This window comes from Sphingopyxis sp. NJF-3, assembly GCF_053514865.1.
Window position 1 is genome coordinate 585,365 of sequence record NZ_CM130726.1, and the last position, 25,672, is coordinate 611,036.

Consider the following 25,672-nt stretch of genomic DNA (forward strand, 5'->3'; position numbering starts at 1 on the left):
GCCTAGTCGAGCGCGCAGCTTGCGCCGCCGATCGCGCGCTCGGTCAGGAAGGCGTCGATCGCCTCCAGCGCCGCCTTATGCGCGGCGGCGTTGAAATCGCCGGGCGCCCTGGTGCTGCCGGGATCGTCGACCGGGTGCGCGACGTCGAAGCGGTGCCCGGCACCGGGATAGAGGTTGAGAACGAACGGATATTCGGGATTGCGGACGCGGGTCGCCGCGAGTGCTTCGAGCCGTTTCGCGGGTGCGGTGCCGTCGTCCGTGCCTTGCAGCGCCAGCACCGGCAACCGTTGCGGCCAGGGCGAGGGCTGGCCGCGCACCGAGGGGTAATAGACGATCGCGGCGCGAAAGCCGCTGTCGGGGCCGCCCGGCGTCGAGGCGAGCGTCAGCGCGCCCTCGCCGCCGCGCGACCAGCCGACGGCGACGCCGGGGCAGCGCATGTCGAAGCGGCCCGCGGCGCGCAGCCTGGCGAGCGCGTCGATGGCGATCGCCGCCCGCTTCTCGCCCGCCGATCCCGGCGGCTTCAGCCGCTTGAGCGCCGCATCGTCGTCGACGACCAGCACGTCGATCCCGCGCTGGTTCAGGAAGGCGGCGAGGTCGGCATATTGATTGCCGGGCGCGAGTTTTCCGATGCCTTCGGCGCGCGGGAAGAAGATCGCCCACGGGCGCGGTTTCGTATCGGCGGTAGCAGGGATCAGGTGCAGGTCGACGGGAAGCGCGTCCTGCGCCCCGGCGGGTGCCACGGAGAGGAAGAGAGGCAGGCAGAGTAGCGTCAGCGAGCGCATGGCGGAGTCCTTTCCGCCCGCTCTTTTACGCCCGATCGCGCTGCCGACCAAGTCGGGCCTCAGCCCTCGTCCCACCGGAACACCGCCTCGAGCGGCCGGCCGAAGACGCGCGCGATACGGAAGGCGGCTTCGAGCGACGGCGAATATTTGCCCTGCTCGATCGCCGCGATCGTCTGGCGCGTCACGCCGACCCGCTCGCCGAGTTCGCCCTGCGTCATCTCGCCGGCCAGAAAGCGCAATGTGCGGATGTCGTTGGTGAAGGGTGGCCTCGCCACGTCGATCCTCTCTGTGATCTGTGTAAATGTTATATATATCTAACATAGAGTAAAATAAGAAATACACAAACGGTGGAACCGCTTTTGCACTGCAACATTCGGGTCTAAGCCGCGAGCCATGTCCACGCTCCCCAAGACGCTCACCCTTCCCACCTCCACCAGCCGCGCCAATCCGACGCCGCAGCCGATGAAGCGGCTGACGGTGCCGCGGATTCGCCAGCGCAAGGGTGGCGAGCCGCTCGTCATGCTGACCGCCTACACCGTCCGCATGGCGCAGCTTCTCGACCCGCATTGCGACATGCTGCTCGTCGGCGATTCGCTCGCGCAGGTGATCTACGGCCTGCCGCACACGGTCGGGGTGACGATGGACATGATGTCGCTGCACGGCGCGGCGGTCGTGCGCGGCAGCTATCACGCCGCGGTCATCGTCGACATGCCCTTCGGCAGCTATGAGGGCAGCCCCCAGCAGGCGTTCGACAATGCCGCGCGGCTGCTCAAGGAAACCGGCGCCGCCGCGGTCAAGGTCGAGGGCGGCAAAGTGCTCGCCCCGACGATCGAATTCCTGACCCAGCGCGGCATTCCGGTGATGGGCCATGTCGGGCTGACCCCGCAGGCGGTCAACATCCTCGGCGGCTATGGCGTGCGCGGCAAGAGCGACGAGGAAGCCCGCTCGATCGTCGAGGATGCGATCGCGGTCGCGCAGGCCGGCGCCTTTTCGATCGTCATCGAGGGCGTGCTCGAATCGATCGCGGTCGAGATCACCAACAAGGTCGCCTGCCCGACGATCGGCATCGGCGCCTCGGCGCAATGCGACGGGCAGGTGCTGGTGACCGACGACATGCTCGGCATGTTCGAACGTGTCCCCAAATTCGTGAAGCGTTATCAGGACATGGCGGGCGTCGTCAGCGGCGCCGTCCAGGAATATGCGGACCAGGTCAGGTCCCGTTCATTCCCGACCGAGGATCAGATCTACGCCGGTTGACGCGCCGCCGCGGATCGAGTGAATCGCTTGGCCTTTTCCGGTGCCACCGCTAAGGAGGCGACCGGCGGGACGCGTGCCCGAAAGCCGGATGGACGAGATGGAGGTTTGATTGGCGCTGAGCCCGACCAATAATGCCGCGCTGTTGCAGGAAGTCGACGAAGCCGTCCGCAAGGACCGGCTCGATTCGATCTGGAAGGATTACGGACGCTGGATCGTCGTCGCGGTGATCGCGGCGGTGCTGGCCTTCGGCGGCTATCTGTTCTGGAATCACACGCAGGAAGCGAAACGCGGCGAACAGGCCGAAGCGCTGCTCGCGGCGTTCGACAAGGCGAAGACCAGCCAGCCGCGCGCCGCGTCCGCCGAGCTCGACAAGCTGATCGCCGACGGCGGCCCTGCCTATCGCGCCGCGGCGCTGATCCAGCAGGCGAATCTGAAAGCGCAGACGGGCGACCTCAAGGCGGCGGCCGCGCTGATGGCGAAGGTCGCGGGCGATACAAAGGCCGACCAGGCGCTGCGCGACCTCGCGCTCATCCGCCAGACCGCCTTCGAATATGACACGCTGAAACCCCAAACGGTCATCGCGCGCATGAAGCCGATGGTCGATGCCAAGGACCCGGCGTCGAGCTGGTTCGCGAGCGCCGCCGAGCTGAGCGCGATCGCGCATTATCAGCTCGGCCAGTTCGATCAGGCGGGCGCGCTTTATGGCCGCATCGCCAAATTGCCCGATATTCCCCAGTCGCTGCAGTCTCGCGCCGTTCAGATGGCGGGGATGCTGGGTGTCGACGCGGTCGCGGACCGTGCGACCGACAGCGCAGCAGCCGAAACGAAAGGTGATGCCGCGCCCAAGGCAGCGGCCGCGAAGAGTGAGGAAGCCAAATAGGATGAAAAGCCGGTATGTATTCTACGCGGCGCTGCTGACGCTGCCGCTCGCGGCCTGCGGCGTGCTCAAGGGCAATGGCGGGCCAAAGACTCCGACCGTCGGCGATCGCATCTCCATCCTGTCGAACGACAACAGCATCAAGGTCGATCCCGCGCTCGCCGAGACCGCGGTCGTGTTGCCCGAACCGGTGGTCAACGCCGCCTGGGCGCAGTCGGGCGGCAATGCGTCGAAATCGATGGGCCACCTCGCGCTCGCGGCCTCGCGCAGTCAGGCGTGGACCGCGACGATCGCGGGCAGCACCAAGAAGCAGCGCCTCGCCTCGTCGCCGGTCGTCGCCGACAACCGCCTGTTCGTCGTCGACACCGACGCGGTCGTGTCGGCCTTTGCCGCCGATACCGGCGCGAAGCTGTGGAGCGCCGCGATCGGCAGCACAGGCAAGGATTTCCAGGATTCGCTGTTCGGTGGCGGCGCGGCGGTCGACGGCGATATCGTCTATGCGACCAGCGGCGTCGGCGACGTCGCGGCGCTCAAGGCGAGCGACGGATCGGTGATCTGGAAGGTCAAGCCCGCAGGGCCGCTGCGCGGCGCGCCGACGATCGCGTTCGGGGGCGTCTATGTGATTACCCAGGACAATCAGATCCTCGCGCTCAACGCCGCCAATGGCGCGGTGCTGTGGCAGGCGACCGCTTCGCTCGAAGCGGGCAGCGTGTTCGGCGCGGCGTCGCCCGCCGCGGGCGAAGCGACGATCGTCGCCGGCTTCTCGTCGGGCGAGGTTCAGGCCTATCGCTACGAGAACGGCCGCGACCTCTGGGAGGATGCGCTCGCGCGCACCTCGATGGCGCTGTCGGTTTCGACCCTGACCGATGTCGACGCCGATCCGGTCATCGACCGCGGCCGTGTCTTCGCGCTCGGGCAGGGCGGCCGCATGGCGAGCTACGAGCTCAACACCGGCCAGCGCACCTGGGAAATCTCGATCGCGGGCATCTCGACCCCCTATGTGGTCGGCGAGTGGGTCTATGCGATGACCGACGATGCGAAGCTGCTTTGCGTCGCGCGCGGGTCGGGCAAGATCCGCTGGATCCAGCAGTTGCGCCGCTATCGCGTCGAGACCGAAAAGAAGAAGAAGGATCCGATCCGCTGGACGGGGCCGATTCTCGCCGGCGGACGGCTGATCGCGGTGAACAGCGAGGGCCAGCTCGCCGAATTCTCGCCGACCGACGGTTCGACGCTCGCGACGACCGATTTCAAGACGCCGCTGTCGCAGACCCCGGTTGTCGCGAACCAGACGCTCTACATTCTCGCGGACGACGGACGCATCACCGCCTGGCGGTAACAGGGGCTCGGCCGCGTGCGGCCTGGCCGACGGATAGGATAGAAGCATGGCGCGATCCGCGACGATCGCCATTGTCGGCCGGCCCAATGTCGGCAAATCGACGCTGTTCAACCGGCTCGTCGGCAAGCGCCTGGCGCTCGTCGACGACCAGCCGGGGGTGACGCGCGACCGGCGCGAGGGCGACGGCAAGCTGTTGGGGCTCGAATTCCGCATCGTCGATACCGCGGGCTTCGAGGATCATGACGCCGCGACGCTGCCCGGCCGGATGCGGGTGCAGACTGAGAAAGCGGTGCGCGAGGCCGACGCGGCGCTGTTCATGATCGACGGCCGCGCCGGGGTCACTCCGCTCGACGAGGAAATCGCGCGCTGGCTGCGCAGCGAGGACACGCCGATCATCCTGATCGTCAACAAGGCCGAGGGCAAGCAGGGCGAAACCGGCCTGATGGAATCCTATGCGCTCGGTTTCGACAACCCGATCGCGCTCAGCGCCGAACATGGCGAAGGCGTGGTCGATCTGTTCGACGCGCTGCGCCCGATCGTCGAAGCCTATGACGCGGCCGAAGGCGAAGCGCCGCCCGCGTCCGAAGGCGACGAGGATGAAGACGCGCCGCTCGGCCCGATGAAGCTCGCGATCGTCGGGCGGCCCAATGCTGGCAAGTCGACGCTGATCAACCGCATGATCGGCGAGGACCGCCTGATCACCGGGCCCGAGGCGGGGATCACCCGCGATTCGATCCGCGTCGACTGGCAGTGGGAACAGGACGGCGAGGTCCACGAAATCCAGCTGTTCGACACCGCGGGGATGCGCAAGCGCGCCAAGGTGCAGGACAAGCTGGAGAAACTGTCGGTCGCCGACGCGCTCCACGCGGTCGATTTCGCCGAGGTCGTGGTGCTGCTGCTCGACGCCACCAAGGGGCTCGAGGCGCAGGACCTGCGGATCGCCGACCGGGTGCTGCAGGAAGGGCGCGCGCTGATCGTCGCGCTCAACAAATGGGACATCGCCGAAGATCCCTCGTCGCTGTTCAATGGCGTGCGAAATGCGCTCGACGACGGGCTCAGCCAGGTCAAGGGCGTGCCCGTGCTCAGCATTTCGGGCGCGACGGGGAAGGGCATCGACACGCTGGTCCGCGTCGCCTTCGAACAGCGCGCGATCTGGACCAATCGCGTCTCGACCGCGAAGCTCAACCGCTGGTTCGAGGGAGCGGTCGACGCCAACCCGCCGCCGGCGCCGGGCGGGAAGCGGATCAAGCTGCGCTATATCACCCAGGCGCGCACCCGACCGCCGACCTTCGTCGTCTTCGGCACTCGCACCGACGCGCTGCCGGGAAGCTATGAACGCTATCTGGTCAACGGCATGCGCAAGGAACTGGGCTTCCAGGGCGTCCCCGTTCGCCTCAATTTCCGCAATTCGCGCAATCCCTATGACGAATGAGCCGGCCGCCGCGGTGGTCGATGCGCGCGGCATGCGCTGTCCGTGGCCGGCGCTGCGCCTCGCGCGCGCGATGCGCAGCGAGCATCATGTCGTCCTGCTCGCCGACGATCCGCAGGCGGCGCGCGAGGTCGCGGCGCTCGCCGCCGGTCATGGCTGGACGGTCGACGCCGAGGGCGAGGGACGCTGGCGGGTCGGCCGCTGACCCGTTCCGGGACGCTTCGCGCCGCGCTCCGCTGGCCGTAACGGCTTTTTTACCCAAGTTCGTCATGGAGGCGGCAGGGACCAAGGACCAAATTGAACACCAAGGGACGGAACATTGGACGAGATCCTGGTCGATTGGGATGAATTCCGCGCGACGCGTGCCCAGCTGGGCGCCGCTTTCGTCCGGATTCTCGGCTATTTTCGCGAGGACGGCACCAAGTCGGTCGCCGTGATCGAAGAGGCGATGCGCGCGCGCGACGCGCGCGGACTCGTCATGCCGGCGCACACTCTGAAGAGCGAAGCGCGGCAGTTCGGCGCCGAAAAGCTGGGCGAACTGGCCGAGGATATCGAGATGTTCGCGCGCCGCTGCGTCGAAAGCCAGGTCAGCCCCGAGGAATATCTGCCGCGTGTCGTCGAACTGCGCCCGCTGTTCGAAAAGACGCTCGCCGCGCTCGAACGCGAGGCCAATCCGTTGGTCCAGCGCCGTCCCGCGAGCTTCGGCAGCGCCGTCGGTTACTGAGCCGGAGCGCGCCGCATCGGCTGCAGCTTCGCGCGCGACAGGCTGCGCCACAGCCATTCGAACGGGCCATAGTGAAAGCGGTCGAGCCACGGTTTCGCCCAGAGCAGCATAGCGGTCCACATGCCGAAGCAGAAGAGATAGAGCGCGGCGCGGCCGACGCTGCCGAACAGGCCGAGGCCATAGCCATAGAAGATCGTCGTCATCGCGATCGACGTCGTCAGATAGTTGGTAAAGGCCATGCGCCCCGCCGCGGCGAGCCGCGCGCGCACCGCGTCGCTCGCCGCGACCCGGATCAGCCACAGGATGAGCGCCGCCCAGCCGAAGGTCATGACGATGTCGAACGGCATCGACAGCGCCGCCGTCCCGCCGAACACCGCCACGCCGTCGAAACCCGCGTTCCACTGATAGACGGCGAGCCCGGCGAGCGGCGGCGCGGCGACGAGGAAGCACACGATCGCCCACGTCCGATAGCGCGCCGCCGGCCACTCGCCGGTCAGCATCCGCGACTTGAACAGCGCCATGCCCGCGAGCATCAACCCCATGCTTTCCCAAAGCATCATGATCAGACCCTGCACCGGCTCGCCCGCGGTCTCGGTGGTGCGATGCGCGACGATCGAGCCATAGCTGCCGAGATAGAGCGCGACGTCCTTCGCATAATCTGGCGAATTCGCGCCCATCGCCGCTTCGACCTGGTCGAGCGCGGTGCGCATCCCGGCGCCGCCATCGCCCGGCAGCGCGCCCGCCTGCGCGGCGAGGAGCGAACTCCAGAGCGCGAGGAAGAGCGCGGCGCCGATCAGGAAGAAGCCGGCCGCCCACCAGCCGAGCGCCTTCACGGAGAGGCGGCGGAAGGGGAAGAGCAGCAGGCCGCACGCGGCGTAGAGGAACAATATGTCGCCGAACCAGATGAAATAATAATGCGCGAGCCCGAACAGCGCCAGCCAGAGCATCCGCGCATAATGGGCGCGCGGCGGGCTGCGCCCCGACGCCTCGGCGCGCTCGATGACGAGCAGGGTGCTCGCGCCGAACAGCATCGAAAACAGCCCGCGCATCTTCGAATCGACGAACAGGAAATTGAAGAACCAGGCGGCGAGGTCGACGGTGCCGGGCGGCCCGCCCGCGGCGGGATTCGAATAGGCCGAAAAGGGCAGGGCGAAAGCGACGATGTTCATCGCCAATATGCCCATCACCGCGACGCCCCGGATCGCGTCGAGGCTTTCGAAGCGCTCGTTCGTCACCGCGTTCATGGCCTGCCCCTTGCTGTCTTACGGGGGCGATACGGTGGATGGGTGGCGGCGTCCAGTGCGAGGTGGTGACCGGGTTTGGAGAGCTTCGTCACCCCGGATCAAGTCCGGGGTGACGAGGAGGGGATCGAGCCTTCCAAGCCAGACGCCCTCGACATCACGCGCCGGGACAGTATTGACATTTGTGTCAGTAGTGCTAATTGGGATTCCACATCGATTCTCAGCGAGACCGAACATGACAAGCTTGCCGCTCTCCCACCCCGACCGCACCGACGCCGGCTTTCGTCCGCTCAAGGCACTGAGCCACTTCCGCAAGCTGATCGCCGACAAGGAGGACACCGAGCAGGTGTTCCACATCATCGACGCGCTGCGCGACAATCGCTTCGGCCGCTCGGTCGAAAAATTCTTCGCCACGGAAGAGGGCAGGAAGATTCTGGCCGAGCGCCCCTATCTCCCCGCGATGCTCGACGATCACGACGCGCTGCGCCGCTTGCCCGAGGGCAGCGTCGGGCGCGTCTATGTCGACTTCATGGAGCGCGAGGGATTGACCGCGCAGGGGCTGGTCGACGAATCGCTGAAGTTCCGCCGCGGCAAGCCGAGCTATGACGACATGCTCGAGCTCTACGGCGACCGGCTGCGCGACACGCACGACCTGTTCCACATTCTGACCGGCTACGGCCGCGACGCGCTCGGCGAGCAATGCGTGCTGGCCTTCTCCTACAGCCAGACCCCGAGCTGGGGGACGCTGTTCATCGCCTGGGCCGGCGCGCGCGAGATCCGCAAGGGCTTCGGCCGCCGCTATCCGATCTACGCCGCGGTTCGCGAGGGCCAGCGCATCGGCCGCGTCGCCCAGCAGATCGCGCACCAGGACATCCGTGCGCTCCTCGCCGAGCCGCTCGACGCGGCACGCGTCCGGCTCGGCATCACGGAGCCGACGGTTTACAAGCAGGTCCATGCGATGATGCGTGCCGACGGGATCGATCCATATGATCTGCTCGGGACCAAGGCGGCCGAGGCCGCGGCGGCAGCGGCGCAACCCGAACTGGCGAAGGCGGCCTGACGGCCGCCGCCGTCATCCACCCAATTTCGCGAGCAGCGCCTGCGCGGCTGCCGGATTGCGCACCTTCGCGCCCGCGATGAAGAAGAGATAGACGTCGCGGTCGCCCTTCGCCCAATCGCGCGCGCGCTTCGCCCAGGCGTCGAGCGCCTTGTCGTCGTAGCCGGTTTCGACGTCTTCCTGACTGCGCTGCAGCCGCGCATAGGTGAAATCCGCCGTATCCTCGTCGATGCAGGGAAATTCGTCGCTGTCGGCGAAGACGATAGCCATGTTCCGCTCGCGCGCGAGGTCGACGAAGGCCGGGTCGCGGAAGCTTTCGTGACGCACCTCGAGCGCGTGGCGGAGCGGCAGGCTGTCCTGCGTTTCGGGCAGCAGGTCGAGAAAAGCCGCGAAATCGTCGCGCTCGAACTTTTTCGTCGCCATGAACTGCCACAGGATCGGCCCGAGCCGGTCGCCGAGCCGCGTCAGCCCCTGCGTCAGGAATTTCTCGATCGAACCCGCGCCGTCGGCCAACACCTTGCGGTTGGTCGCGAAGCGCGACGCCTTGACGCTGAACCTGAAACCATCGGGCACCGCTTCGGCCCAGCTCGCAAAGGTTTCGGGCTTCTGGCTGCCGTAATAGGTGCCGTTGATCTCGATGCCCGTCAGATGCTGCCCGGCATATTCGAGCTCGCGCTTTTGCGGGTGGCCGGGCGGATAGAAGGGGCCGCGCCACGGCTCATAGGTCCAGCCCCCGATTCCGACGTAGATGCCCATGGTCCATCACTCCTGCGAAGCCGTCTCCGGCATCGTCCAGCCCGCCACCCGCCGCCGCACCGCCGCGGCGAGTTCGTCCATCGTCGCGACCTGCTCGATGCCATAGCGTTCGGCGGTGATATCGACATTGCCCTTGCGCCAAAAGCCGTCGGGGCAGAGCAGGATCAGCTTTCCGCCGCGCGCATGCAACCCCGTTTCGAGCAGGCTGATCGGGCTCTGCGATCCTGGCGCGAGATACATGACGATGATGTCGGCCGATTCGAGCGCGCTGAGTTCCCATTCGACCTGGCGGCGGAATTCGGGTTCTTCCGCGACGGGCTTCCAATCCGGATTCCAGTCGGCTCGCCGCGGGTTGAGGAACACCACATCGAGGTCGCCGAGCGACCGGACGAGCTCCGCCTGCCAGTCGGCCGCACGCCCCATGTCGATGCTGCCGCCGAGAAAGATGCGCGGCCGATCGTGTCCGGTCGGCAAGGGCCGCGGCGAGGTCACGACCGGCGGCGCGGCATAAGCGGGCGCGCCGACCGCGAGCAGGGCAAGGGCGGTCAGCGCGCTGCGCATCATGCGAGCGCCGCGTCGGCCCCCATCAGGTTCGGAAAGAAGCCCTCATGCGCGTCGCGAAGCTCGGCGAGCGTCACCTGATGATCGCTCTCGGGCAGCTCGAAGACGATGCGGTCCTTGATCGTGCGACCGAGCGGGTCGACCGGCACGTCGGCGCGGCCCGCGGCGTCGAGGAAGTCGGCGAGGCAGGTGTCGCAGACGGTGACGAGGTAGAGACCCTGATCCTCACCGAAGAAGCTCTCGGCGATGCCGAAGGGCTGCTCTTCACTGACGAGGACACCGATGTTCGACTTGAGCGCCATTTCGGCGAGCGCCACCGCGACACCGCCGTCGGAAACATCGTGGCAGGCGGTGATCCATCCCGCATTGATTGCACCGCGGATGAAGTCGCCGGTGCGCTTTTCGGCTTTCAGGTCGACGGGCGGCGGCGGGCCTTCCTCGCGGCCGAGGATTTCGCGCAGCCACACCGACTGGCCGAGGTGCCCGGCGCGCTCGCCGACCGCGAGCACGATGTCGCCGGTGTGCTTGAAGCCGATGCCGACCGCTTTCGACAGGTCGTCGATCACGCCGACGCCGCCGATCGCGGGGGTCGGCAGGATCGCGCTGCCGCCGCCGGTCGCCTTGCTCTCGTTATACAGGCTGACGTTGCCTGACACGATCGGATAGTCGAGCGCGCGGCACGCTTGGCCCATGCCGTCGAGGCAGCCGGTGATCTGGCCCATGATCTCGGGCCGCTGCGGGTTGGCGAAGTTGAGGCAGTTGGTGATCGCGAGCGGCGTCGCGCCAACCGCGGTGATGTTGCGCCAGGTTTCGGCGACCGCCTGTTTGCCGCCCTCGACCGGGTCGGCGTAGCAATAGCGCGGGGTGCAGTCGGTGCTCATCGCGAGCGCGCGATTGGTGCCGTGGATGCGGACGAGCGCGGCGTCGCCGCCGGTCTGCACCGTGTCGGCGCCGACCTGGCTGTCATACTGCTCCCAGATCCAGCGGCGGCTGGCGATGTCGGGGGTGCCCATCAGCGTCCTGAGGTCGGCGGCGACATCCTTCGTCTCGGGGACGTTCGCGAGCTCGGCCTGCTTCGGGGTCGGCACGTGCGGGCGGTCATAGAGCGGCGCGTCGTCGGCGAGCGGGGCGAGCGGGATGTCGCAGACGATCTCGCCCTTGTGCTCGAGCACCATGCGCCCGGTGTCGGTGACGGTGCCGATGACCGCGAAGTCGAGCTCCCATTTGTGGAAGATCGCGGCGGCGAAGTCCTCGCGGCCGGGCTTCAGGACCATCAACATGCGTTCCTGGCTTTCCGACAGCATCATCTCATACGCCGTCATGCCGGTCTCGCGCTGCGGCACGTCGTCCATCTTGAGGTGGAGGCCGACGCCGCCTTTCGACGCCATCTCGACCGACGAGGAGGTGAGGCCTGCGGCGCCCATGTCCTGGATCGCGACGATCGCGTCCGACGCCATCAGCTCGAGGCACGCTTCGATCAGCAGCTTTTCGGTGAAGGGGTCGCCGACCTGCACCGTGGGACGCTTTTCCTCGGCATCTTCGCCGAAGTCCGCCGACGCCATCGTCGCGCCGTGGATGCCGTCGCGGCCGGTCTTCGAGCCGACATAGACGATCGGATTGCCGACGCCGCTCGCGGCCGAATAGAAGATCTTGTCCTGCTCGGCGACGCCGACGGTCATCGCGTTGACCAGGATGTTGCCGTCATAGGCCTTGTGGAAATTGACCTCGCCGCCGACGGTCGGGACGCCGACGCAATTGCCGTAGCCGCCGATGCCGTGGACGACGCCCGAGATCAGATGCTTCATCTTCGGATGGTCGGGGCTGCCGAAGCGCAGCGCGTTGAGGTTCGCGACCGGACGCGCGCCCATGGTGAACACGTCGCGCAGGATGCCGCCGACCCCGGTCGCCGCGCCCTGATAGGGTTCGATGTAGCTCGGGTGGTTGTGGCTCTCCATCTTGAAGATGGCGGCGAGCTTCTTGCCGTCCGGGCCTTCGCCGATGTCGATCACGCCGGCATTCTCGCCGGGGCCGCAGATCACCCACGGCGCCTCGGTCGGCAGCTTCTTCAAATGGATGCGCGAGCTTTTGTAGCTGCAATGTTCGGACCACATGACCGAGAAGATGCCGAGTTCGACGAGGTTCGGCTCGCGCCCGAGCGCGTGGAGGACGCGATCATATTCCTCGGGCGAAAGGCCGTGCTCGGCGACGATTTCGGGGGTGATGGCGGTTGCGGGCTGAGTCATGGCGCGCCTTTAGCCGCGCGCGCGCGATAGGAACAGACCCCATGCGTCCTTTTTGGGATCGGGCCGCGCGATCGCCGGTTCAGGCAGCGGCCGGGACGCGGTTGCGCCCCGCCCACCAGGCCGTCAGCGCGAGCAGCGCATAGGCGAAAAGCATCGTCGCGGGGATGGCGAGCGAATAGGCGGGTTCCTTCGGGCCGAACCAGTCGATCGCCTGAAACAGCGCGAGCAGCCCCGCCAGCACCCACAGCCGCAGAGGACCCGAGGGCGCTCGCGTCCGCGCCGCATAATAGACGAGCGCGCCGCCGGTCAGCAGGATCTCCAGCGGCATTTCGATCAGCGGATGGTTCCAGAGGCCCAGCCCCAGCTTCGGCGGCGCACCGAACAGCGTGAGGTCGGGGATATGGACGATCAGGTCGAGCAGCCAGTGCGAAAGGACGACGAGCCCCGCGCCGATCGCCGCCGTGCGCCGCCGCGTCGCGAGCCCGACCAGCCCGCCGAACACCGCGCCCCACAGCAGCGCGCCGAGCAGGCTGTGCGTATAGGGCATGTGATAGAGGTCCATCGGGTTCATCGCGGTGATGCCGGGGACGATCCGCATCGCCTCGACGCCCGGGATCAGCAACGCCGCGAAGCCGATGTCGACGATCTGCGCGGCGACGAACAAAGTGCCGAGCCCGGCGGCGCGGGGGCGGGCGGCGGCGACCAGCGCCGGGGCGAAATGACCGACGAACATGATGCGAGCCTATCGCCGCGCCGGGCGACGTCAAGCTTGACCGCATGGGGCCGAAGAGGCCAAAGCAGGCGCCATGACGGACACCCCCGAACCCGCCGCCGCCGCTGGACTCGCCTCGCTGTCGTTCGAGGCGGCGATGGGCGAGCTCGAAACGATCGTGCGGCGGCTCGAAAGCGGCGATGTCAGCCTCGAGGAATCGGTTGCGCTCTACGAACGCGGCCATGCGCTGCGCGCGCATTGCGAAGCGCGGCTCGCCGCGGCGCAGGCGCGTATCGAACAGGTCAGCCTCGGCGCCGACGGTCAGCCCGCGGGAACCGCGCCCTTCGGCGAAGCCTGACCCGTGGCGGCGCTCGTCGAGGGCGGCACGGAGGCGAACGCGCTCATCGTGCGCGCGGCGCAGGCCGAGGTCGCCGACGGAATCGACGGGCTTTTCGACCGCTTGCTCGCCATCCCGACCGACCCGCGCGGTCCGCTTTACGAAGCGATGCGCCACGCCGCGATCGGCGGCGGCAAGCGGCTGCGCCCGCTGCTCGTGCGCGCGGCGGGCGACCTTTATCATGTCGACCGCGCGCCGGCGCTGCGTGTCGGGGCGGCGGTCGAGGCGATGCACGTCTATTCGCTGATCCACGACGATCTGCCCTGCATGGACGACGACGACATGCGCCGCGGCAAGCCGACGGTGCACAAGGCCTATGGCGAGGCGACCGCGATCCTCGCGGGCGATTCGCTCCACGCGCTCGCCTTCGAGTGGCTGGTCGATTCCGCGACCCATGCCGACCCGTTCGTCCGCGGCGAGCTGGTGCGCGAACTGGCGCGCGCGGCGGGGCCGGCCGGTATGGCGGGCGGGCAGATGATGGACCTCGCCGCCGAAACCGCCGATTTCGACCTGCCGACCGTGACGCGGCTGCAGCAGCTCAAGACCGGCGCGCTGATCGGCTTCTCGGTCGAGGCGGGCGCGATCCTCGCCCGCATCCCGGCAGAGGGTCGCACGCCGCTGCGCGGCTATGCGCGCGACATCGGGCTCGCCTTCCAGATCGCCGACGACATCATGGACATCGAGGGCGACGAGCAATTGGCGGGCAAGGCGCTGCACAAGGACGCCGCCGCGGGCAAGGCGACCTTCGTCACGCTGATGGGGATCGAGCGCGCGCGCGAACAGGCGGCGCTGCTCGTCGACCAGGCGATCGCCCATCTGTCGGGTTTCGGCGAGGAGGCCGCGCTGCTGCGCGCCATCGCGCGCTATGTGGTGGAAAGGGACCGTTGATGCGCATTGGGGTTTATCCCGGGACGTTCGACCCGATCACGCTCGGGCATATGGACATCATCCGCCGCGGCGCGAAGCTGGTCGACCGGCTCGTGATCGGGGTGACGACCAACATCACCAAATCGCCGCTGTTCGACGACGACGAGCGCATCGCGATGGTGCGCAGCGAGGTCGCGGCGATCGAAGGCGACATCCGCGTCGTCGGCTTCAACGCGCTGCTGATGGATTTCGCCGAGCGCGAGGGCGCGAGCGTCATCGTACGCGGCCTGCGCGCGGTCGCCGACTTCGAATATGAATATCAGATGGCGGGGATGAACCAGCAATTGAACGACCGGATCGAGACGGTCTTCCTGATGGCCGACGTCGGCCTGCAGCCGATCGCGTCGCGGCTGGTCAAGGAAATCGCGATCTTCGGCGGCGAGATCCACAAATTCGTCACCCCCGCGGTGCGTGAGGCGGTCGTCGGCCGCATCGCCGAACGGGGGCTTCGGCAGGGCGAAGGCTGATCGTTATTTTCTGGAATGCGCGGCACCGGCCCGCTCCCCCACTCGGCCTCCCCGACGATAGTAGCCTGTGGGAGGCCGGGTGGAGGAGCGGGCCGGTGCCGCTTCATTCATACGCAATCATTGAGCGTTCAGCTTTTTCCCGCTAGGTCGCGCCGACGGGGCGCAAACCGGATTCACTGACAAAGGCCGATATAGTATGAAATTCACTTTTCGCCCCATGATCCTGACGGTGATGGCGCTCGGCCTCGCGGCTTCGGCCGTCGCGCAGGAAGCGCCGCCGCCGCCGGGGCCGACGCCAGAGGGAAATCCGGCCCCGACCGAAATCCCGGCTCCGCCGCCGCCCGCCGAAACGCCTCCCCCTGAAGCGCCGCCGGCCGAGACGCCGCCGGCCGACGCCCCGGCCGCGGCCGATGCGGCTCCGGCGGTCGCGCCGCCGGTGATCCCGGCGATGACGCCCGACCAATATCTGAACAATCCCGAATATATGCTCGACCTCGATCTCTCGACCGGGGGGCGGGTGGTGATCCAGCTCTATCCCAACGTCGCGCCGAACCATGTCGCACGGGTCAAGGAACTCGCGCGCGCCGGCTTTTACGACGGGGTCAAGTTCCACCGCGTGATTGACGGCTTCATGGCGCAGACGGGCGATCCGACCGCGACCGGGCAGGGCGGTTCGAAGCTCCCCGACCTCAAGGCCGAATTCAACGACATGCCGCACCTGCGCGGCACGGTGTCGATGGCGCGCGCCGAGGGCGAGGACAGCGCGAACAGCCAGTTCTTCATCATGTTCCAGCCGCGCTTCGCGCTCGACCATCGCTATACGGTGTTCGGACGCGTGGTGTCGGGGATGCAATATGTCGATGCGATCCAGAAGGGCGAGCCGCCCGCGCTGATGTCGCGCATGGTGCAGGTGTCGGTCGCCGCCGACAACAAGCCGGTGCCGCCCGCCGCGATGCTGACCGAAACGCAGCCCGCCGCGCCCGCGATCACCGCCGACCAGCTCAACGCGCCGATCGCGCAGTAACCGGGCAAGGACGCGCGGACCCTCATGCGCGTCGACGCCTTCGATTTCGAGCTGCCGCCGGAACGCATCGCGCTCCGCCCCGCGCGGCCGCGCGATGCGGCGCGGATGCTCGTCGTCGAGGGCGGCACGATCGGCGATGCGGTCGTGCGCGACCTTCCCGGCCGGCTGCGCGCCGGCGATTGCCTCGTCTTCAACGACACGCGGGTGATCCCGGCGCAGCTCGAGGGGCACCGCGGCGAAGCAAAGATCGGCGCGACGCTCCACAAGCGCATCGACCTTCGCCGCTGGCAGGCGTTCGTCCGCAACGCGAAGCGGCTGCGCGTCGGCGAGACGGTCGATTTCGGCGCGAGGGTCGCGGCGCTCGCCGAGGAGCGACTTCCCGACGGCAGCTTCATCCTCGCCTTCGCCGGCGATGAGCCGGTCGAGATCTTGCTCGAACGCGCAGGCACGATGCCGCTGCCGCCCTATATCGCGGGCAAGCGCGCGACCGACGACGCCGACCGCAGCGACTATCAGACGATGTTCGCGAGGCAGGACGGCGCGGTCGCCGCGCCCACCGCGGCGCTGCACTTCACCCCCGCGCTGCTCGATGCGCTCGCCGCCGCCGGGATCGGATGCGAGACGCTGACGCTTCACGTCGGTGCCGGCACTTTCCTGCCCGTGAAGGCCGACGACACCGAAGACCATGTCATGCACGCCGAATGGGGCCGCATCGATGCCGCGACCGCCGACCGGCTCAACGCGGTGCGCGCGGCGGGCGGGCGCGTCATCGCGGTCGGCACGACGAGCCTCCGCCTCCTCGAAAGCGCGGCGCGCGAGGACGGCGTCATCGCGCCGTTCGAAGGCGATACCGCGATCTTCATCACCCCCGGCTATCGCTTCAAGGCGATCGACGGGCTGATGACCAACTTTCACCTGCCGCGCTCGACCCTGTTCATGCTGGTCAGCGCGCTGATGGGACTGGAGACGATGCAGGCGGCCTATGCCCATGCGATCGCTGAAAATTATCGCTTCTACAGCTATGGCGACGCGAGCCTGCTGCTCCCCTGAGCGGGCGTATATTTACATTATTGCAAGGCATTCCGGGCATAGCGGGCGCTTGGTTGGGGCCAGCAAGAGTTTTTGAGCCGATGGACAGGGCATCGCGGATCGATGCGGGCGACGTTGAGGGGAATGCCGACGACGCGGAACAGCGCGGTTTTTTCGGCCGGTTCGGCGCGCGCATCGGCAAGGGGCGGAACGATTCCGCGCCCAATCTGCACACGCGCGAAGCCTTGCTGCTGCTCCAGAACTACGAGGAAAGCCGCCAGGGCTGGTTCTGGTCGACCGACGCCGCGGGGCGCCTGACCTATATCACCGACGCGGTCGCGCGGCTGATGGGCCGGAGCGGCGGCGAGTTGCTCGGCACGCCCTTCGTCGACCTCTTCCTGCCTGCCGACAGCAATGGCGAGCGGCAGCGGACGCTGCCCTTCCTCCTCACCCGCCAGTCGAAGTTCGACGATCTGCCGCTGCGCGCCGCGAGCGCCGCCGCCGACGGCGAGGAGCGTTGGTGGGCAGTGTCGGGACGTCCGCATTTTGGCGGCGGCGGCGATTTCGCCGGCTATCGCGGCAGCGGCACCGACATCACGGCGCAGCGCCGGTCGGCCGAAGACGCGTCGCGGCTCGCGCTCTACGACTCGCTCACCGGCCTTGCCAACCGCTTCCACATCTCGAAGAAGCTCGATTCGACGCTCGCCGCCTTTGCGCAGCAGCAGCGGTCGTGCGCGATCATGCTGCTCGACCTCGACCGCTTCAAGCAGGTCAACGACACGCTCGGCCATCCAGCGGGCGACGCGCTGCTCAAGCAGGTCGCAGAGCGGCTGCTCAAGATCGTCGGCGACAAGGAAATGGTGAGCCGCCTCGGCGGCGACGAATTCCAGATCATCCTCCCCGATCAGGAGGATCGCGGCAAGCTGGGCGACGTCGCCGCCGACATCATCGCCAGCCTGTCGCAACCCTATTCGGTCGAGGGCAGCCGCTGCATCATCGGCGCCTCGGTCGGCGTCGCGATCAGCCCCTTCGACGGCGTGGCCAGCGACGACCTCGTCCGCAACGCCGACCTCGCGCTCTATGCCGCGAAGGGTGGCGGCCGCGGCCGTTTCCGCTTCTATTCGAGCGACCTCCACCAGGCGGCCGAAGACCGCCGCGCGCTCGAAGAGGATCTGCGCGACGCGCTCGGCCGGGGACAGATGGAATTGCATTACCAGCCGGTGGTGCAGGCGAAGTCGAACATGGTGACCGGCGTCGAGGCGCTGGTGCGCTGGAACCACCCCGAGCGCGGGCCGATCTCGCCGTCGCTGTTCGTCCCGATCGCCGAGGAGGCCAATCTGATCTGGGCGCTCGGCGAATGGGTATTGCGCAAGGCGTGCGAGGACGCCGCGCGCTGGCCGGGCGACATGCGCGTCGCGGTCAACGTCTCGCCGATCCAGTTCGCGAACGAGGATCTGCCGAGGGTGGTGGCGAGCGCGCTGGCGACGACGGGCCTCGAACCCGACCGGCTCGAACTCGAGATCACCGAAAGCGTCTTCCTTGGCGATTCGAACGAGACCGCGCGCATGTTCAAGGCGCTGAAGGGGCTCGGCGTCCGGCTCGCGCTCGACGATTTCGGCACCGGCTATTCGTCGCTGGGCTATCTGCAGTCAGCGCCGTTCGACAAGATCAAGATCGACCAGAGCTTCGTGCGCGGCGCGACGGTCAGGGGGTCACGGAACGGGGCGATCATTGCGGCGATCGTCGCACTGGCCGAGGCGCTGGAGATGGAAACGACCGCCGAGGGCATCGAATCGCTCGACCAGCTCGACCTGATCCGCAAGCTCCACGTCAGTCATGTGCAGGGCTTCGTCTACAGCAAGCCGGTGCCGCATGGCGAGCTTCTGGAGCATGCCGAGGCCGGGTCGTGGATGATCAAGCCCGCGGGCCCCGCCAAGCAGCGCACCGACCGCGTCTCGCTGTTCCGCAAGGTCGCCGCGATCCACGACAATCATCGCTATGGCGTCGTGATGCGCAACCTGTCGGCGTCGGGCGCCTTCATCGAGGGGCTGCTGGAGGTTCCGGTCGGCACCCGCTTCGTGATCGATTTCGGCGAGGGGCAGCTCGTCACCGCGGTCGTGCGCCGCTCGATGAAGCATCAGCAGGGCATCGAATTCGAGCAGTCGCTGGTCAGCGACGGCAATGGCGGCCTGTGCACGCGCCACCGCGTCTCGCCCTATCTGATCGCCGCGGCGGCCCAGAACACGCCGGCGATGGCGCTGCCCGCCTTCACCACGACGAGCGACTGGCAAGCCGCCTGACCGCGCCTCTCCCGCCGTCTCGACTTTCAGCGCCACTCCCGTCATAGGGCGCGCGCCATGACCGACAGATTCGCCTTCCAGGTCGCCGCGACCGACGGCGCCGCGCGCACCGGCGTCATCCGCATGATGCGCGGCGAGATCCGTACCCCCGCTTTCATGCCCGTCGGCACCGCGGCGACGGTGAAGGCGATGCGGCCGGCCGAAGTGCGTGCGACTGGCGCCGACATCATCCTCGGCAACACCTATCATCTGATGCTGCGCCCGACGGCCGAACGCATGGCGCGGCTCGGCGGGCTACACAACTTCATGGGCTGGGACCGGCCGATCCTGACCGACAGCGGCGGCTATCAGGTGATGAGCCTTTCCGCGCTCACCAGGCAGAGCGAGGAAGGGGTGGCGTTCAAGAGCCACCTCGACGGTTCGCGCCACATGCTGACCCCCGAACGCTCGATGGAGATCCAGCGCCTGCTCGGCAGCGACATCGTCATGGCGTTCGACGAATGCCCGCCGAACGGCGTCGACGCGAAGCGCGCCGAGGCGAGCATGGAGCGTTCGATGCGCTGGGCGGCCCGCAGCCGCGCGGGCTTCGACACGGGCGAAGACCATGCGGCGCGATCGGCGCTGTTCGGCATCCAGCAGGGATCGCTCGACGAGCGGCTGCGCGCGCGTTCGGCCGCGGCGCTCGTCGACATCGGCTTCGACGGCTATGCGATCGGCGGGCTTGCGGTGGGCGAGGGGCAGGAGGCGATGTTCGGCGTGCTCGACTATGCGCCCGCGCAGCTTCCCGCCGACAAACCGCGTTATCTGATGGGGGTGGGCAAGCCCGACGACCTTGTCGGTGCGGTCGCGCGCGGGGTCGACATGTTCGATTGCGTGCTGCCGACGCGATCCGGGCGCAACGGCCAGGCCTTCACCTGGGACGGGCCGGTCAACATTCGCAATGCGAAGCATGCCGAGGATCTGGGCCCGCTCGATGCGTCGTGCGACTGCCCGGTGTGCAGCACCTGGTCGCGCGCCTATCTCCACCATCTCGTCCGCTCGGGCGAGATGCTCGGCGCGATGCTGATGACCCAGCATAATCTGCATTTCTACCAGGCACTGATGCAGGCGATGCGCGATGCGATCGCGGCGGGGCGTTTCACCGCCTTCCAAGCGGATTTCGAAGCGCGTTACCGGCGCTGAGGATCAGTTCAGCTTGTTGAGCAGATCGAGCATCGACTGCGGAATCGTCTCGTCGACCGCCGACTCGTAAGCGCGGCGCAGGGCGATGTTGACGTCCTGACCTTTCCGGGGATTTTTCTTTTCGGCGCCTTTTCCGGAAGCCTTGGGTTGAGGCGATCCGGATTCAGACGACATTGTCGAGATATCCGCTGAACATGGGGCCTTCTGCTAACCGCGCCTTCACCAAAGAGCAATGGCGCGTTTGCTGCTTTCCCATGAAACTAATCTGCGGCTAAATCGTTCCGCTACGGAGCAATTATGCCGGGCGCGGGTGGCGCTGGGGTGGAAGCGCCCGTATCATTGGGGTTCGAGGCAGGTTTCCGGGCCTGTATCAGGAGGTTTTCATATGTCATTGGGTCAGGCAATCGCGCCGCATCTTCCCTATCTGAGGCGCTATGGCCGTGCCATTTCGGGAAGCCAGACGAGCGGCGACGCGCTGGTCGCCAAATTGCTCGAAACGCTGGTCGCCAATCCGGACGCCGTCAGCACCGGCCCCGACCTTCGCATCCAGCTCTATCGCATGGTTCACGACAATTTCGGCCTTGCGAGCGAACAGGCGCCGCCCGACGCCGAAACGGCCGCCGATATCGCGATCGCCGACGCGCGGCTCCGGCGCATTCCCTCGCTCGCCCGCCAGGCCCTGCTGCTCACCGCGGTCGAAGGCTTCGGCGAAGCCGAGACGGGGCGCATCATCGGGCGCGACGCTGACGCGGTGCACAAGCTGATCGCCGAGGCGCTCGACGAGATCGACCGCCAGACGCGCGCGCGCATCCTGATCATCGAGGACGAGCCGATCATCGCGATGGATATCGAGATGATCGTCCGCGACCTGGGGCACGAGGTGGTCGCGGTCGCGACGACGCATCGCGAGGCGGTGGCCGAGGCGCAGGCGCACCAGCCGGGGCTCGTCCTCGCCGACATCCAGCTCGCCGACAACAGTTCGGGGATCGAGGCGGTGCAGGAGATATTGAATGATCTGAAGGTGCCGGTCATCTTCATCACCGCCTTCCCCGAACGGCTGCTGACCGGCGACCGGCCCGAGCCCGCCTTCCTGCTCACCAAGCCCTATCAGCCTGCGACACTCCGCGCCGCGGTATCGCAGGTGCTGTTCTTCGACCAGAGTACGGTTCCGGCGTGAGGGCGGGCGGGTCGCTCCTGTTGGGCGAAACGCCATCATCACCGCTTCGTCATGCTGAACTTGTTTCAGCATCCATGGCCAGGTCTTTCCTTCCAGGCGACCCCGACATTCGAGGGCAGGCCATGGACCCTGAAACGAGTTCAGGGTGACGAGGTTGGGGACGGCAGCGTTGCAATGACGCACTTGGGGTTGCCCCGTGGACAGGGGCAGGCGATAGCGGCGGGCGATGACCGCATCCGACGCCTCCGCCCGCCAGTCGGCGCTCGCCCGGCTGACCGCCAACGCACCTTTCCTCGCGCGGCTCGCCGATCTCTATCCCGATGATGTCGCGCGCTATCTGGCCGAGGGCACCGATGCGGCGCTCGCGCGCGTTGCGCCGCCGCCCGCGGATGACGACGTCATGCGCGGGCTGCGTCAGTGGCGCGGGCGCATCGCGCTGCTCCTCGCGCTCGGCGACCTGTCGGGCGAGCATGACGTCGCCGCGACCACCCGGCTGCTCTCGGCCTTCGCCGACCAGGCGTGCGACGCGGCGCTCGCCGCGGCCTTCGCCGAGCGGGTGCCGGACGAGGAGCCGCGCGGGCTTTCGGTGATCGCGCTCGGCAAGCTCGGCAGTCACGAGCTCAATTACTCGTCGGACATCGACCCGATCCTGATCTTCGACCCCGAGACATTGCCCCGGCGCTCGCGCGACGACCCTGACGAGGCGGCGGTGCGGATCGCGCGGCGGATGGTCGAAATCCTCTCGGCGCGCACCGCCGACGGCCATGTGCTGCGTGTCGACCTGCGGCTGCGTCCGCATCCCGAGGTGACGCCGATCGTGCTGCCGGTGAGTGCGGCGATCTCTTACTATGAATCCGAGGCGCTCGCGTGGGAGCAGGCGGCCTTCATCCGCTCGCGCGCGTCGGCGGGCGACCGCGCGCTCGGCGGGAATTTCCTCGCCGCGATCCAGCCCTTCATCTGGCGCCGCAGCCTCGATTTCCGGCAACTCAGGGAAATCGGCGCGATGAGCGACCGTATCCGCGACCATTTCGCGCAAGGCCAGCAATTCGGTCCCGGCTACGACCTCAAGCGCGGGCGTGGCGGCATTCGCGAGATCGAATTCTTCGCGCAGGTCCACCAGCTCATCTATGGCGGGCGCGACCCGTCGCTGCGGGTTCCGGCGACAGTCGACGCGCTCGCCGCGCTCGCGAAGGCCGGGCGGATCGATGGCGATGTCGCCGCGCGGCTGACCGGCCATTACGCCACGCTGCGCCGGATCGAGCATCGGCTGCAGATGATCGAGGACCAGCAGACGCACAGCCTGCCGATCCAGCCCGATGCGCTCGACGCGGTCGCGCGGCTCGACGGCGAGGCCGATGGCGCGGGGCTGCTCGCGACGCTTCTGCCCGTCGTGACCGACGTTGGTGCCTGCTACGACAGCCTGGTGGTCGAGCGCGCCGCGACCGGCGGGCTCCCCCGCGATGAAGGCGAGCTTGCGGGGACGCTGATGGCGGCGGGCTTCGAGCCACCCGACGGGGCATTGCGCGCCATCGCCGAATGGCGCGGCGGCAAGCTGCGCGCGCTGCGCAGCCCCGCGGCGCTCGAAGCGCTCGAGGCGGTGCTTCCCGAACTGGTCAAGGCGATCGGCGCGGCGCCCGATCCGCAGGCGACGCTGGTGCGCTTCGACAAGCTGGTCGCGGGGCTGCCGAGCGCGGTGGGCTTCTTTCACCTGCTCGCGGCTCAGCCCGAGCTCGCGAAGATCGCGACGCGCATCCTGTCGATCGCCCCGACGCTCGCCGACGCGCTCGGGGCGCGGGTCGAGCTGATCGAGGGGCTGATCGACAAGCGCGCCTTCGACGCGCCCGCGACCAAGGCCGAACTGCTGGCCGAATGGGCGCCGGGGCTCGCGGGGCTCGACTATGAGCGGCTGCTCGACCGCGCGCGCGACCGCGTCGGCGAGCGGCGCTTCGCCTATGGGGTGCAGCTCATCGCCGGGGCGACCGACCCGATGGCGATCGCCTGCGGCTATTCGGAGCTCGCCGAGGCGGCGCTGCAGGTGCTCGCCGACGCGACCGTCGCCGAGTTCGAGACGGCGCACGGGCGCGTTCCGGGAAGCGAGCTGGTCGTGCTCGCGCTCGGCCGTCTCGGGGGCAGGGCGTTGACCCACGCGTCGGACCTCGACCTCATCTATCTCTTCACCGGCGATCATCTCGCCGAATCGGATGGGCCGCGGCCGCTCGGCGCGACGACCTATTACAACCGCCTCGCGCAGCGCGTGACCGGGGCGATGTCGGTGCCGACGGCGGCGGGCAAGCTCTACGACGTCGACACGCGCCTGCGCCCCCAGGGCGCGCAGGGTCCGCTCGTCGTCACGCTCGACAGTTTCGAACGCTATCAGCGCGAGGAGGCGTGGACGTGGGAGCATATGGCGCTGCTCCGCGCGCGGCCGGTCTACGGCTCGGACGCAGCGAAGGCGGCGGTGCAGCGCATCGTCGACGATCTGCTCGCCGCCCCGCGCGAGCCCGCAAAGCTGGCGCGGGACGCCGCCGAGATGCGCGACAAGATCGCCGCGCACAAGCCCGCGAAAGGCCCGCTCGACATCAAGGGCGGGCCGGGCGGGCTCGTCGACCTCGAATTCGCGATGCAGGTCACGCAGCTCGCGAGCGGCCAGTGCCACGACCCCAATATCGGCTCGGCGCTCGCCTGCCTGAAGGCGAGCGGGCTCGCGCCCGCCGAGGTGTGCGACGCGCACGGCCTGCTCGGGCGGATGCTCGTGATGCTGCGGCTGACCGCGCCCGACGGGGAACCCGCGACCCCCGCCGCGCGTCAGCTCGTCGCGAGCGCCTGCGGCGAGCCGGGCTGGCCACAACTGCTTGCCGCGCATGACGCCGCGCGGCAGGAGATCGCGAACTGGTGGGCCTCGATTCGTCCGCCGCAGCAGGAGACCAAGCCATGACTCTCGCCATCGGCGATGCCATTCCCGCCGTGACGCTGCTCGATGCCGACGGCGCGGCGATCGACCTGAAGACGCTGAAGGGCGCACCGCTGGTCGTCTATTTCTATCCCAAGGCCGATACGCCGGGTTGTACGGTCGAGGCGCAGGATTTCACCCGCCTCGCGCCCGAGTTCGCGCATCTGAACGCGCAGGTCCTCGCCGTGTCGCGCGACGCGCCGGCGAAGCTCTGCAAGTTCCGCGATAAATATGGGCTCACCGTGCGGCTTGCCTCGGACGAGGATGGCAAGGTGTGCGAGGCGTTCGGCACCTGGGTCGAAAAGCAGAATTACGGCCGCACCTATATGGGGATCGAGCGTTCGACCTTCCTGTTCGGCGCCGACGGCAAACTCGCGAAGCTATGGCGCAAGGTGCGCGTGAAGGGGCATGCCGAGGCGGTATTGGAGGCGGCGAAGGCGCTTTGAACAGCCTCGGCGAAGCCGCGCGGGCGGTCCTGCTGACGCCCGATCCGCACGACAAGCGCCGCGCGGCGCGCGCGCTGGCGCGGGCGTGGCGGCGCGGCGCACTCGATCATCGCTGCGATACGCCGATGCCCGACCAGCCGGCGTGGCCCGCGGCGCCCGAATTGCTGGCGCCCAGCCAGATGCCGCGTCGCCGCAAGGGCGGGTCCGAACGCGGCCGCATCGCGATGCTCCACGCGCTCGCGCATATCGAATTCGTCGCGATCGACCTCGCGGTTGACCTCGTGGGGCGTTTCGGCAGCGCATTTCCGCGCGGCTTCGTCGACGATTGGCTCGGCGTCGCGGCCGACGAGGCGATGCATTTCGCGCTGCTCGACCGGCGGCTGCGCGCGCTCGGCAGCCATTATGGCGCGCTTCCGGCGCACGCCGGCCTCTGGGAAGCGGCAGCGGCGACCGCCGACGATGCGCTCGCCCGGCTCGCGATCGTGCCGATGGTGCTCGAGGCGCGCGGGCTCGACGTCACCCCGGCGACGGTCGATCGCTTCCGCGCGGTCGGCGACGAGGCGTCGGCGCGGATTTTATCGCGCATTTACAAGGATGAAATCCGGCATGTGCGCGCGGGCACAGCCTGGTTCGGCTGGCTGTGCGACGAACGGGGATTCAACGCGGTCGAAACGTGGCAAAGCCTCGTAAAATCGCGCTTTCGCGGGATATTGAAGCCGCCGTTCAACGACTCGGCGCGCCGTGACGCCGGTTTAACGCAAGAATACTACGCGGTTATTGCTTCGTAACCTTTGCCCA

General features: G+C 68.0%; 26 protein-coding genes. 18 read left to right on the forward strand and 8 right to left on the reverse strand.

What is annotated here, in order from left to right:
- Positions 1-2 precede the first annotated feature (2 nt).
- On the reverse strand, positions 3-782 hold the full coding sequence (locus ACOTSS_RS02655; protein ID WP_448689998.1) for a dienelactone hydrolase family protein: 780 nt from the start codon (positions 780-782) through the stop codon (positions 3-5).
- A gap of 59 nt (positions 783-841) precedes the next feature.
- Positions 842-1,057: a helix-turn-helix transcriptional regulator gene (locus ACOTSS_RS02660; protein ID WP_448689999.1), complete on the reverse strand. Its 216-nt coding sequence runs from the start codon at positions 1,055-1,057 to the stop codon at positions 842-844.
- Between the two features lie 118 nt (positions 1,058-1,175).
- Here ACOTSS_RS02660 and panB point away from each other — a divergent pair, with 118 nt between their 5' ends.
- The 6 genes from panB (at position 1,176) to ACOTSS_RS02690 (ending at position 6,405) form a co-directional block, all read left to right on the forward strand.
- Positions 1,176-2,039 (forward strand): 3-methyl-2-oxobutanoate hydroxymethyltransferase, encoded by an 864-nt coding sequence (gene panB, locus ACOTSS_RS02665; RefSeq protein ID WP_448690000.1) that lies wholly within the window; start codon positions 1,176-1,178, stop codon positions 2,037-2,039.
- Positions 2,040-2,148: 109 nt separating this feature from the next.
- Complete coding sequence (locus ACOTSS_RS02670) at positions 2,149-2,919, forward strand: tetratricopeptide repeat protein (protein ID WP_448690001.1); 771 nt, start codon at positions 2,149-2,151, stop codon at positions 2,917-2,919.
- 1 nt (position 2,920) lies between these two features.
- Positions 2,921-4,252 carry an outer membrane protein assembly factor BamB family protein gene (locus tag ACOTSS_RS02675; RefSeq protein ID WP_448690002.1) on the forward strand — a complete coding sequence of 444 codons (1,332 nt, stop codon included), beginning with the start codon at positions 2,921-2,923 and terminating at the stop codon, positions 4,250-4,252.
- A 46-nt stretch (positions 4,253-4,298) separates the two neighbouring features.
- The gene (gene der / locus ACOTSS_RS02680) at positions 4,299-5,684 is read left to right on the forward strand and encodes a ribosome biogenesis GTPase Der (RefSeq protein WP_448690003.1); all 1,386 of its coding nucleotides are present in this window, start codon (positions 4,299-4,301) and stop codon (positions 5,682-5,684) included.
- Positions 5,674-5,886: a sulfurtransferase TusA family protein gene (locus ACOTSS_RS02685; RefSeq protein ID WP_095388588.1), complete on the forward strand. Its 213-nt coding sequence runs from the start codon at positions 5,674-5,676 to the stop codon at positions 5,884-5,886. The genes der and ACOTSS_RS02685 overlap by 11 nt, the downstream gene beginning before the upstream one ends.
- 114 nt (positions 5,887-6,000) lie before the next feature.
- The gene (locus tag ACOTSS_RS02690) at positions 6,001-6,405 is read left to right on the forward strand and encodes an Hpt domain-containing protein (RefSeq protein WP_448690004.1); all 405 of its coding nucleotides are present in this window, start codon (positions 6,001-6,003) and stop codon (positions 6,403-6,405) included.
- Here the strand turns inward: ACOTSS_RS02690 and ACOTSS_RS02695 are convergent.
- A complete protein-coding gene (locus ACOTSS_RS02695; RefSeq protein WP_448690005.1) occupies positions 6,399-7,649 on the reverse strand; it encodes a DUF418 domain-containing protein in 1,251 nt (416 codons plus the stop codon). The genes ACOTSS_RS02690 and ACOTSS_RS02695 overlap by 7 nt on opposite strands.
- 232 nt (positions 7,650-7,881) lie before the next feature.
- Here ACOTSS_RS02695 and ACOTSS_RS02700 point away from each other — a divergent pair, with 232 nt between their 5' ends.
- Positions 7,882-8,706, forward strand: coding sequence for a Coq4 family protein (locus ACOTSS_RS02700; protein WP_448690006.1), 825 nt, complete (start codon positions 7,882-7,884; stop codon positions 8,704-8,706).
- A 12-nt stretch (positions 8,707-8,718) separates the two neighbouring features.
- Here the strand turns inward: ACOTSS_RS02700 and ACOTSS_RS02705 are convergent, their stop codons facing one another.
- From ACOTSS_RS02705 to ACOTSS_RS02720, 4 genes are all read right to left on the reverse strand, one after another.
- Positions 8,719-9,459: a DUF72 domain-containing protein gene (locus ACOTSS_RS02705; protein WP_448690007.1), complete on the reverse strand. Its 741-nt coding sequence runs from the start codon at positions 9,457-9,459 to the stop codon at positions 8,719-8,721.
- Positions 9,460-9,465: 6 nt separating this feature from the next.
- Complete coding sequence (locus ACOTSS_RS02710; protein ID WP_448690008.1) at positions 9,466-10,023, reverse strand: nucleoside 2-deoxyribosyltransferase domain-containing protein; 558 nt, start codon at positions 10,021-10,023, stop codon at positions 9,466-9,468.
- The gene (purL, locus tag ACOTSS_RS02715; protein ID WP_448690009.1) at positions 10,020-12,263 is read right to left on the reverse strand and encodes a phosphoribosylformylglycinamidine synthase subunit PurL; all 2,244 of its coding nucleotides are present in this window, start codon (positions 12,261-12,263) and stop codon (positions 10,020-10,022) included. Before purL ends, ACOTSS_RS02710 begins: the two co-directional genes overlap by 4 nt.
- 79 nt (positions 12,264-12,342) lie before the next feature.
- A complete protein-coding gene (locus tag ACOTSS_RS02720; RefSeq protein ID WP_448690010.1) occupies positions 12,343-12,996 on the reverse strand; it encodes a hypothetical protein in 654 nt (217 codons plus the stop codon).
- A 73-nt stretch (positions 12,997-13,069) separates the two neighbouring features.
- On the opposite strand from ACOTSS_RS02720, the gene ACOTSS_RS02725 reads away from it, so the two are divergent.
- The 7 genes from ACOTSS_RS02725 to tgt all read left to right on the forward strand — a co-directional run bounded on the left by ACOTSS_RS02725 (position 13,070) and on the right by tgt (position 20,301).
- Positions 13,070-13,333 carry an exodeoxyribonuclease VII small subunit gene (locus ACOTSS_RS02725; RefSeq protein WP_448690011.1) on the forward strand — a complete coding sequence of 88 codons (264 nt, stop codon included), beginning with the start codon at positions 13,070-13,072 and terminating at the stop codon, positions 13,331-13,333.
- A 45-nt stretch (positions 13,334-13,378) separates the two neighbouring features.
- The gene (locus ACOTSS_RS02730) at positions 13,379-14,260 is read left to right on the forward strand and encodes a polyprenyl synthetase family protein (RefSeq protein WP_448691279.1); all 882 of its coding nucleotides are present in this window, start codon (positions 13,379-13,381) and stop codon (positions 14,258-14,260) included.
- Positions 14,260-14,766, forward strand: coding sequence for a pantetheine-phosphate adenylyltransferase (gene coaD / locus ACOTSS_RS02735; protein ID WP_448690012.1), 507 nt, complete (start codon positions 14,260-14,262; stop codon positions 14,764-14,766). The genes ACOTSS_RS02730 and coaD overlap by 1 nt, the downstream gene beginning before the upstream one ends.
- A 196-nt stretch (positions 14,767-14,962) precedes the next feature.
- Positions 14,963-15,790, forward strand: coding sequence for a peptidylprolyl isomerase (locus ACOTSS_RS02740; protein ID WP_448690013.1), 828 nt, complete (start codon positions 14,963-14,965; stop codon positions 15,788-15,790).
- Between the two features lie 24 nt (positions 15,791-15,814).
- A complete protein-coding gene (queA, locus tag ACOTSS_RS02745) occupies positions 15,815-16,840 on the forward strand; it encodes a tRNA preQ1(34) S-adenosylmethionine ribosyltransferase-isomerase QueA (protein WP_448690014.1) in 1,026 nt (341 codons plus the stop codon).
- Positions 16,841-16,920: 80 nt separating this feature from the next.
- Positions 16,921-19,119, forward strand: coding sequence for a putative bifunctional diguanylate cyclase/phosphodiesterase (locus ACOTSS_RS02750; protein WP_448690015.1), 2,199 nt, complete (start codon positions 16,921-16,923; stop codon positions 19,117-19,119).
- Positions 19,120-19,176: 57 nt separating this feature from the next.
- Complete coding sequence (tgt, locus tag ACOTSS_RS02755; RefSeq protein WP_448690016.1) at positions 19,177-20,301, forward strand: tRNA guanosine(34) transglycosylase Tgt; 1,125 nt, start codon at positions 19,177-19,179, stop codon at positions 20,299-20,301.
- Between the two features lie 3 nt (positions 20,302-20,304).
- Here the strand turns inward: tgt and ACOTSS_RS02760 are convergent, their stop codons facing one another.
- A complete protein-coding gene (locus ACOTSS_RS02760; protein WP_448690017.1) occupies positions 20,305-20,475 on the reverse strand; it encodes a NepR family anti-sigma factor in 171 nt (56 codons plus the stop codon).
- A 211-nt stretch (positions 20,476-20,686) separates the two neighbouring features.
- On the opposite strand from ACOTSS_RS02760, the gene ACOTSS_RS02765 reads away from it, so the two are divergent.
- The 4 genes from ACOTSS_RS02765 (at position 20,687) to ACOTSS_RS02780 (ending at position 25,662) form a co-directional block, all read left to right on the forward strand.
- Positions 20,687-21,478 carry a response regulator gene (locus ACOTSS_RS02765; RefSeq protein ID WP_448690018.1) on the forward strand — a complete coding sequence of 264 codons (792 nt, stop codon included), beginning with the start codon at positions 20,687-20,689 and terminating at the stop codon, positions 21,476-21,478.
- Between the two features lie 226 nt (positions 21,479-21,704).
- Positions 21,705-24,413 (forward strand): bifunctional [glutamine synthetase] adenylyltransferase/[glutamine synthetase]-adenylyl-L-tyrosine phosphorylase, encoded by a 2,709-nt coding sequence (locus ACOTSS_RS02770; protein WP_448690019.1) that lies wholly within the window; start codon positions 21,705-21,707, stop codon positions 24,411-24,413.
- A complete protein-coding gene (bcp, locus tag ACOTSS_RS02775; protein WP_448690020.1) occupies positions 24,410-24,874 on the forward strand; it encodes a thioredoxin-dependent thiol peroxidase in 465 nt (154 codons plus the stop codon). The genes ACOTSS_RS02770 and bcp overlap by 4 nt, the downstream gene beginning before the upstream one ends.
- Positions 24,871-25,662 (forward strand): ferritin-like domain-containing protein, encoded by a 792-nt coding sequence (locus ACOTSS_RS02780; RefSeq protein WP_448690021.1) that lies wholly within the window; start codon positions 24,871-24,873, stop codon positions 25,660-25,662. The genes bcp and ACOTSS_RS02780 overlap by 4 nt, the downstream gene beginning before the upstream one ends.
- Positions 25,663-25,672 lie beyond the last annotated feature (10 nt).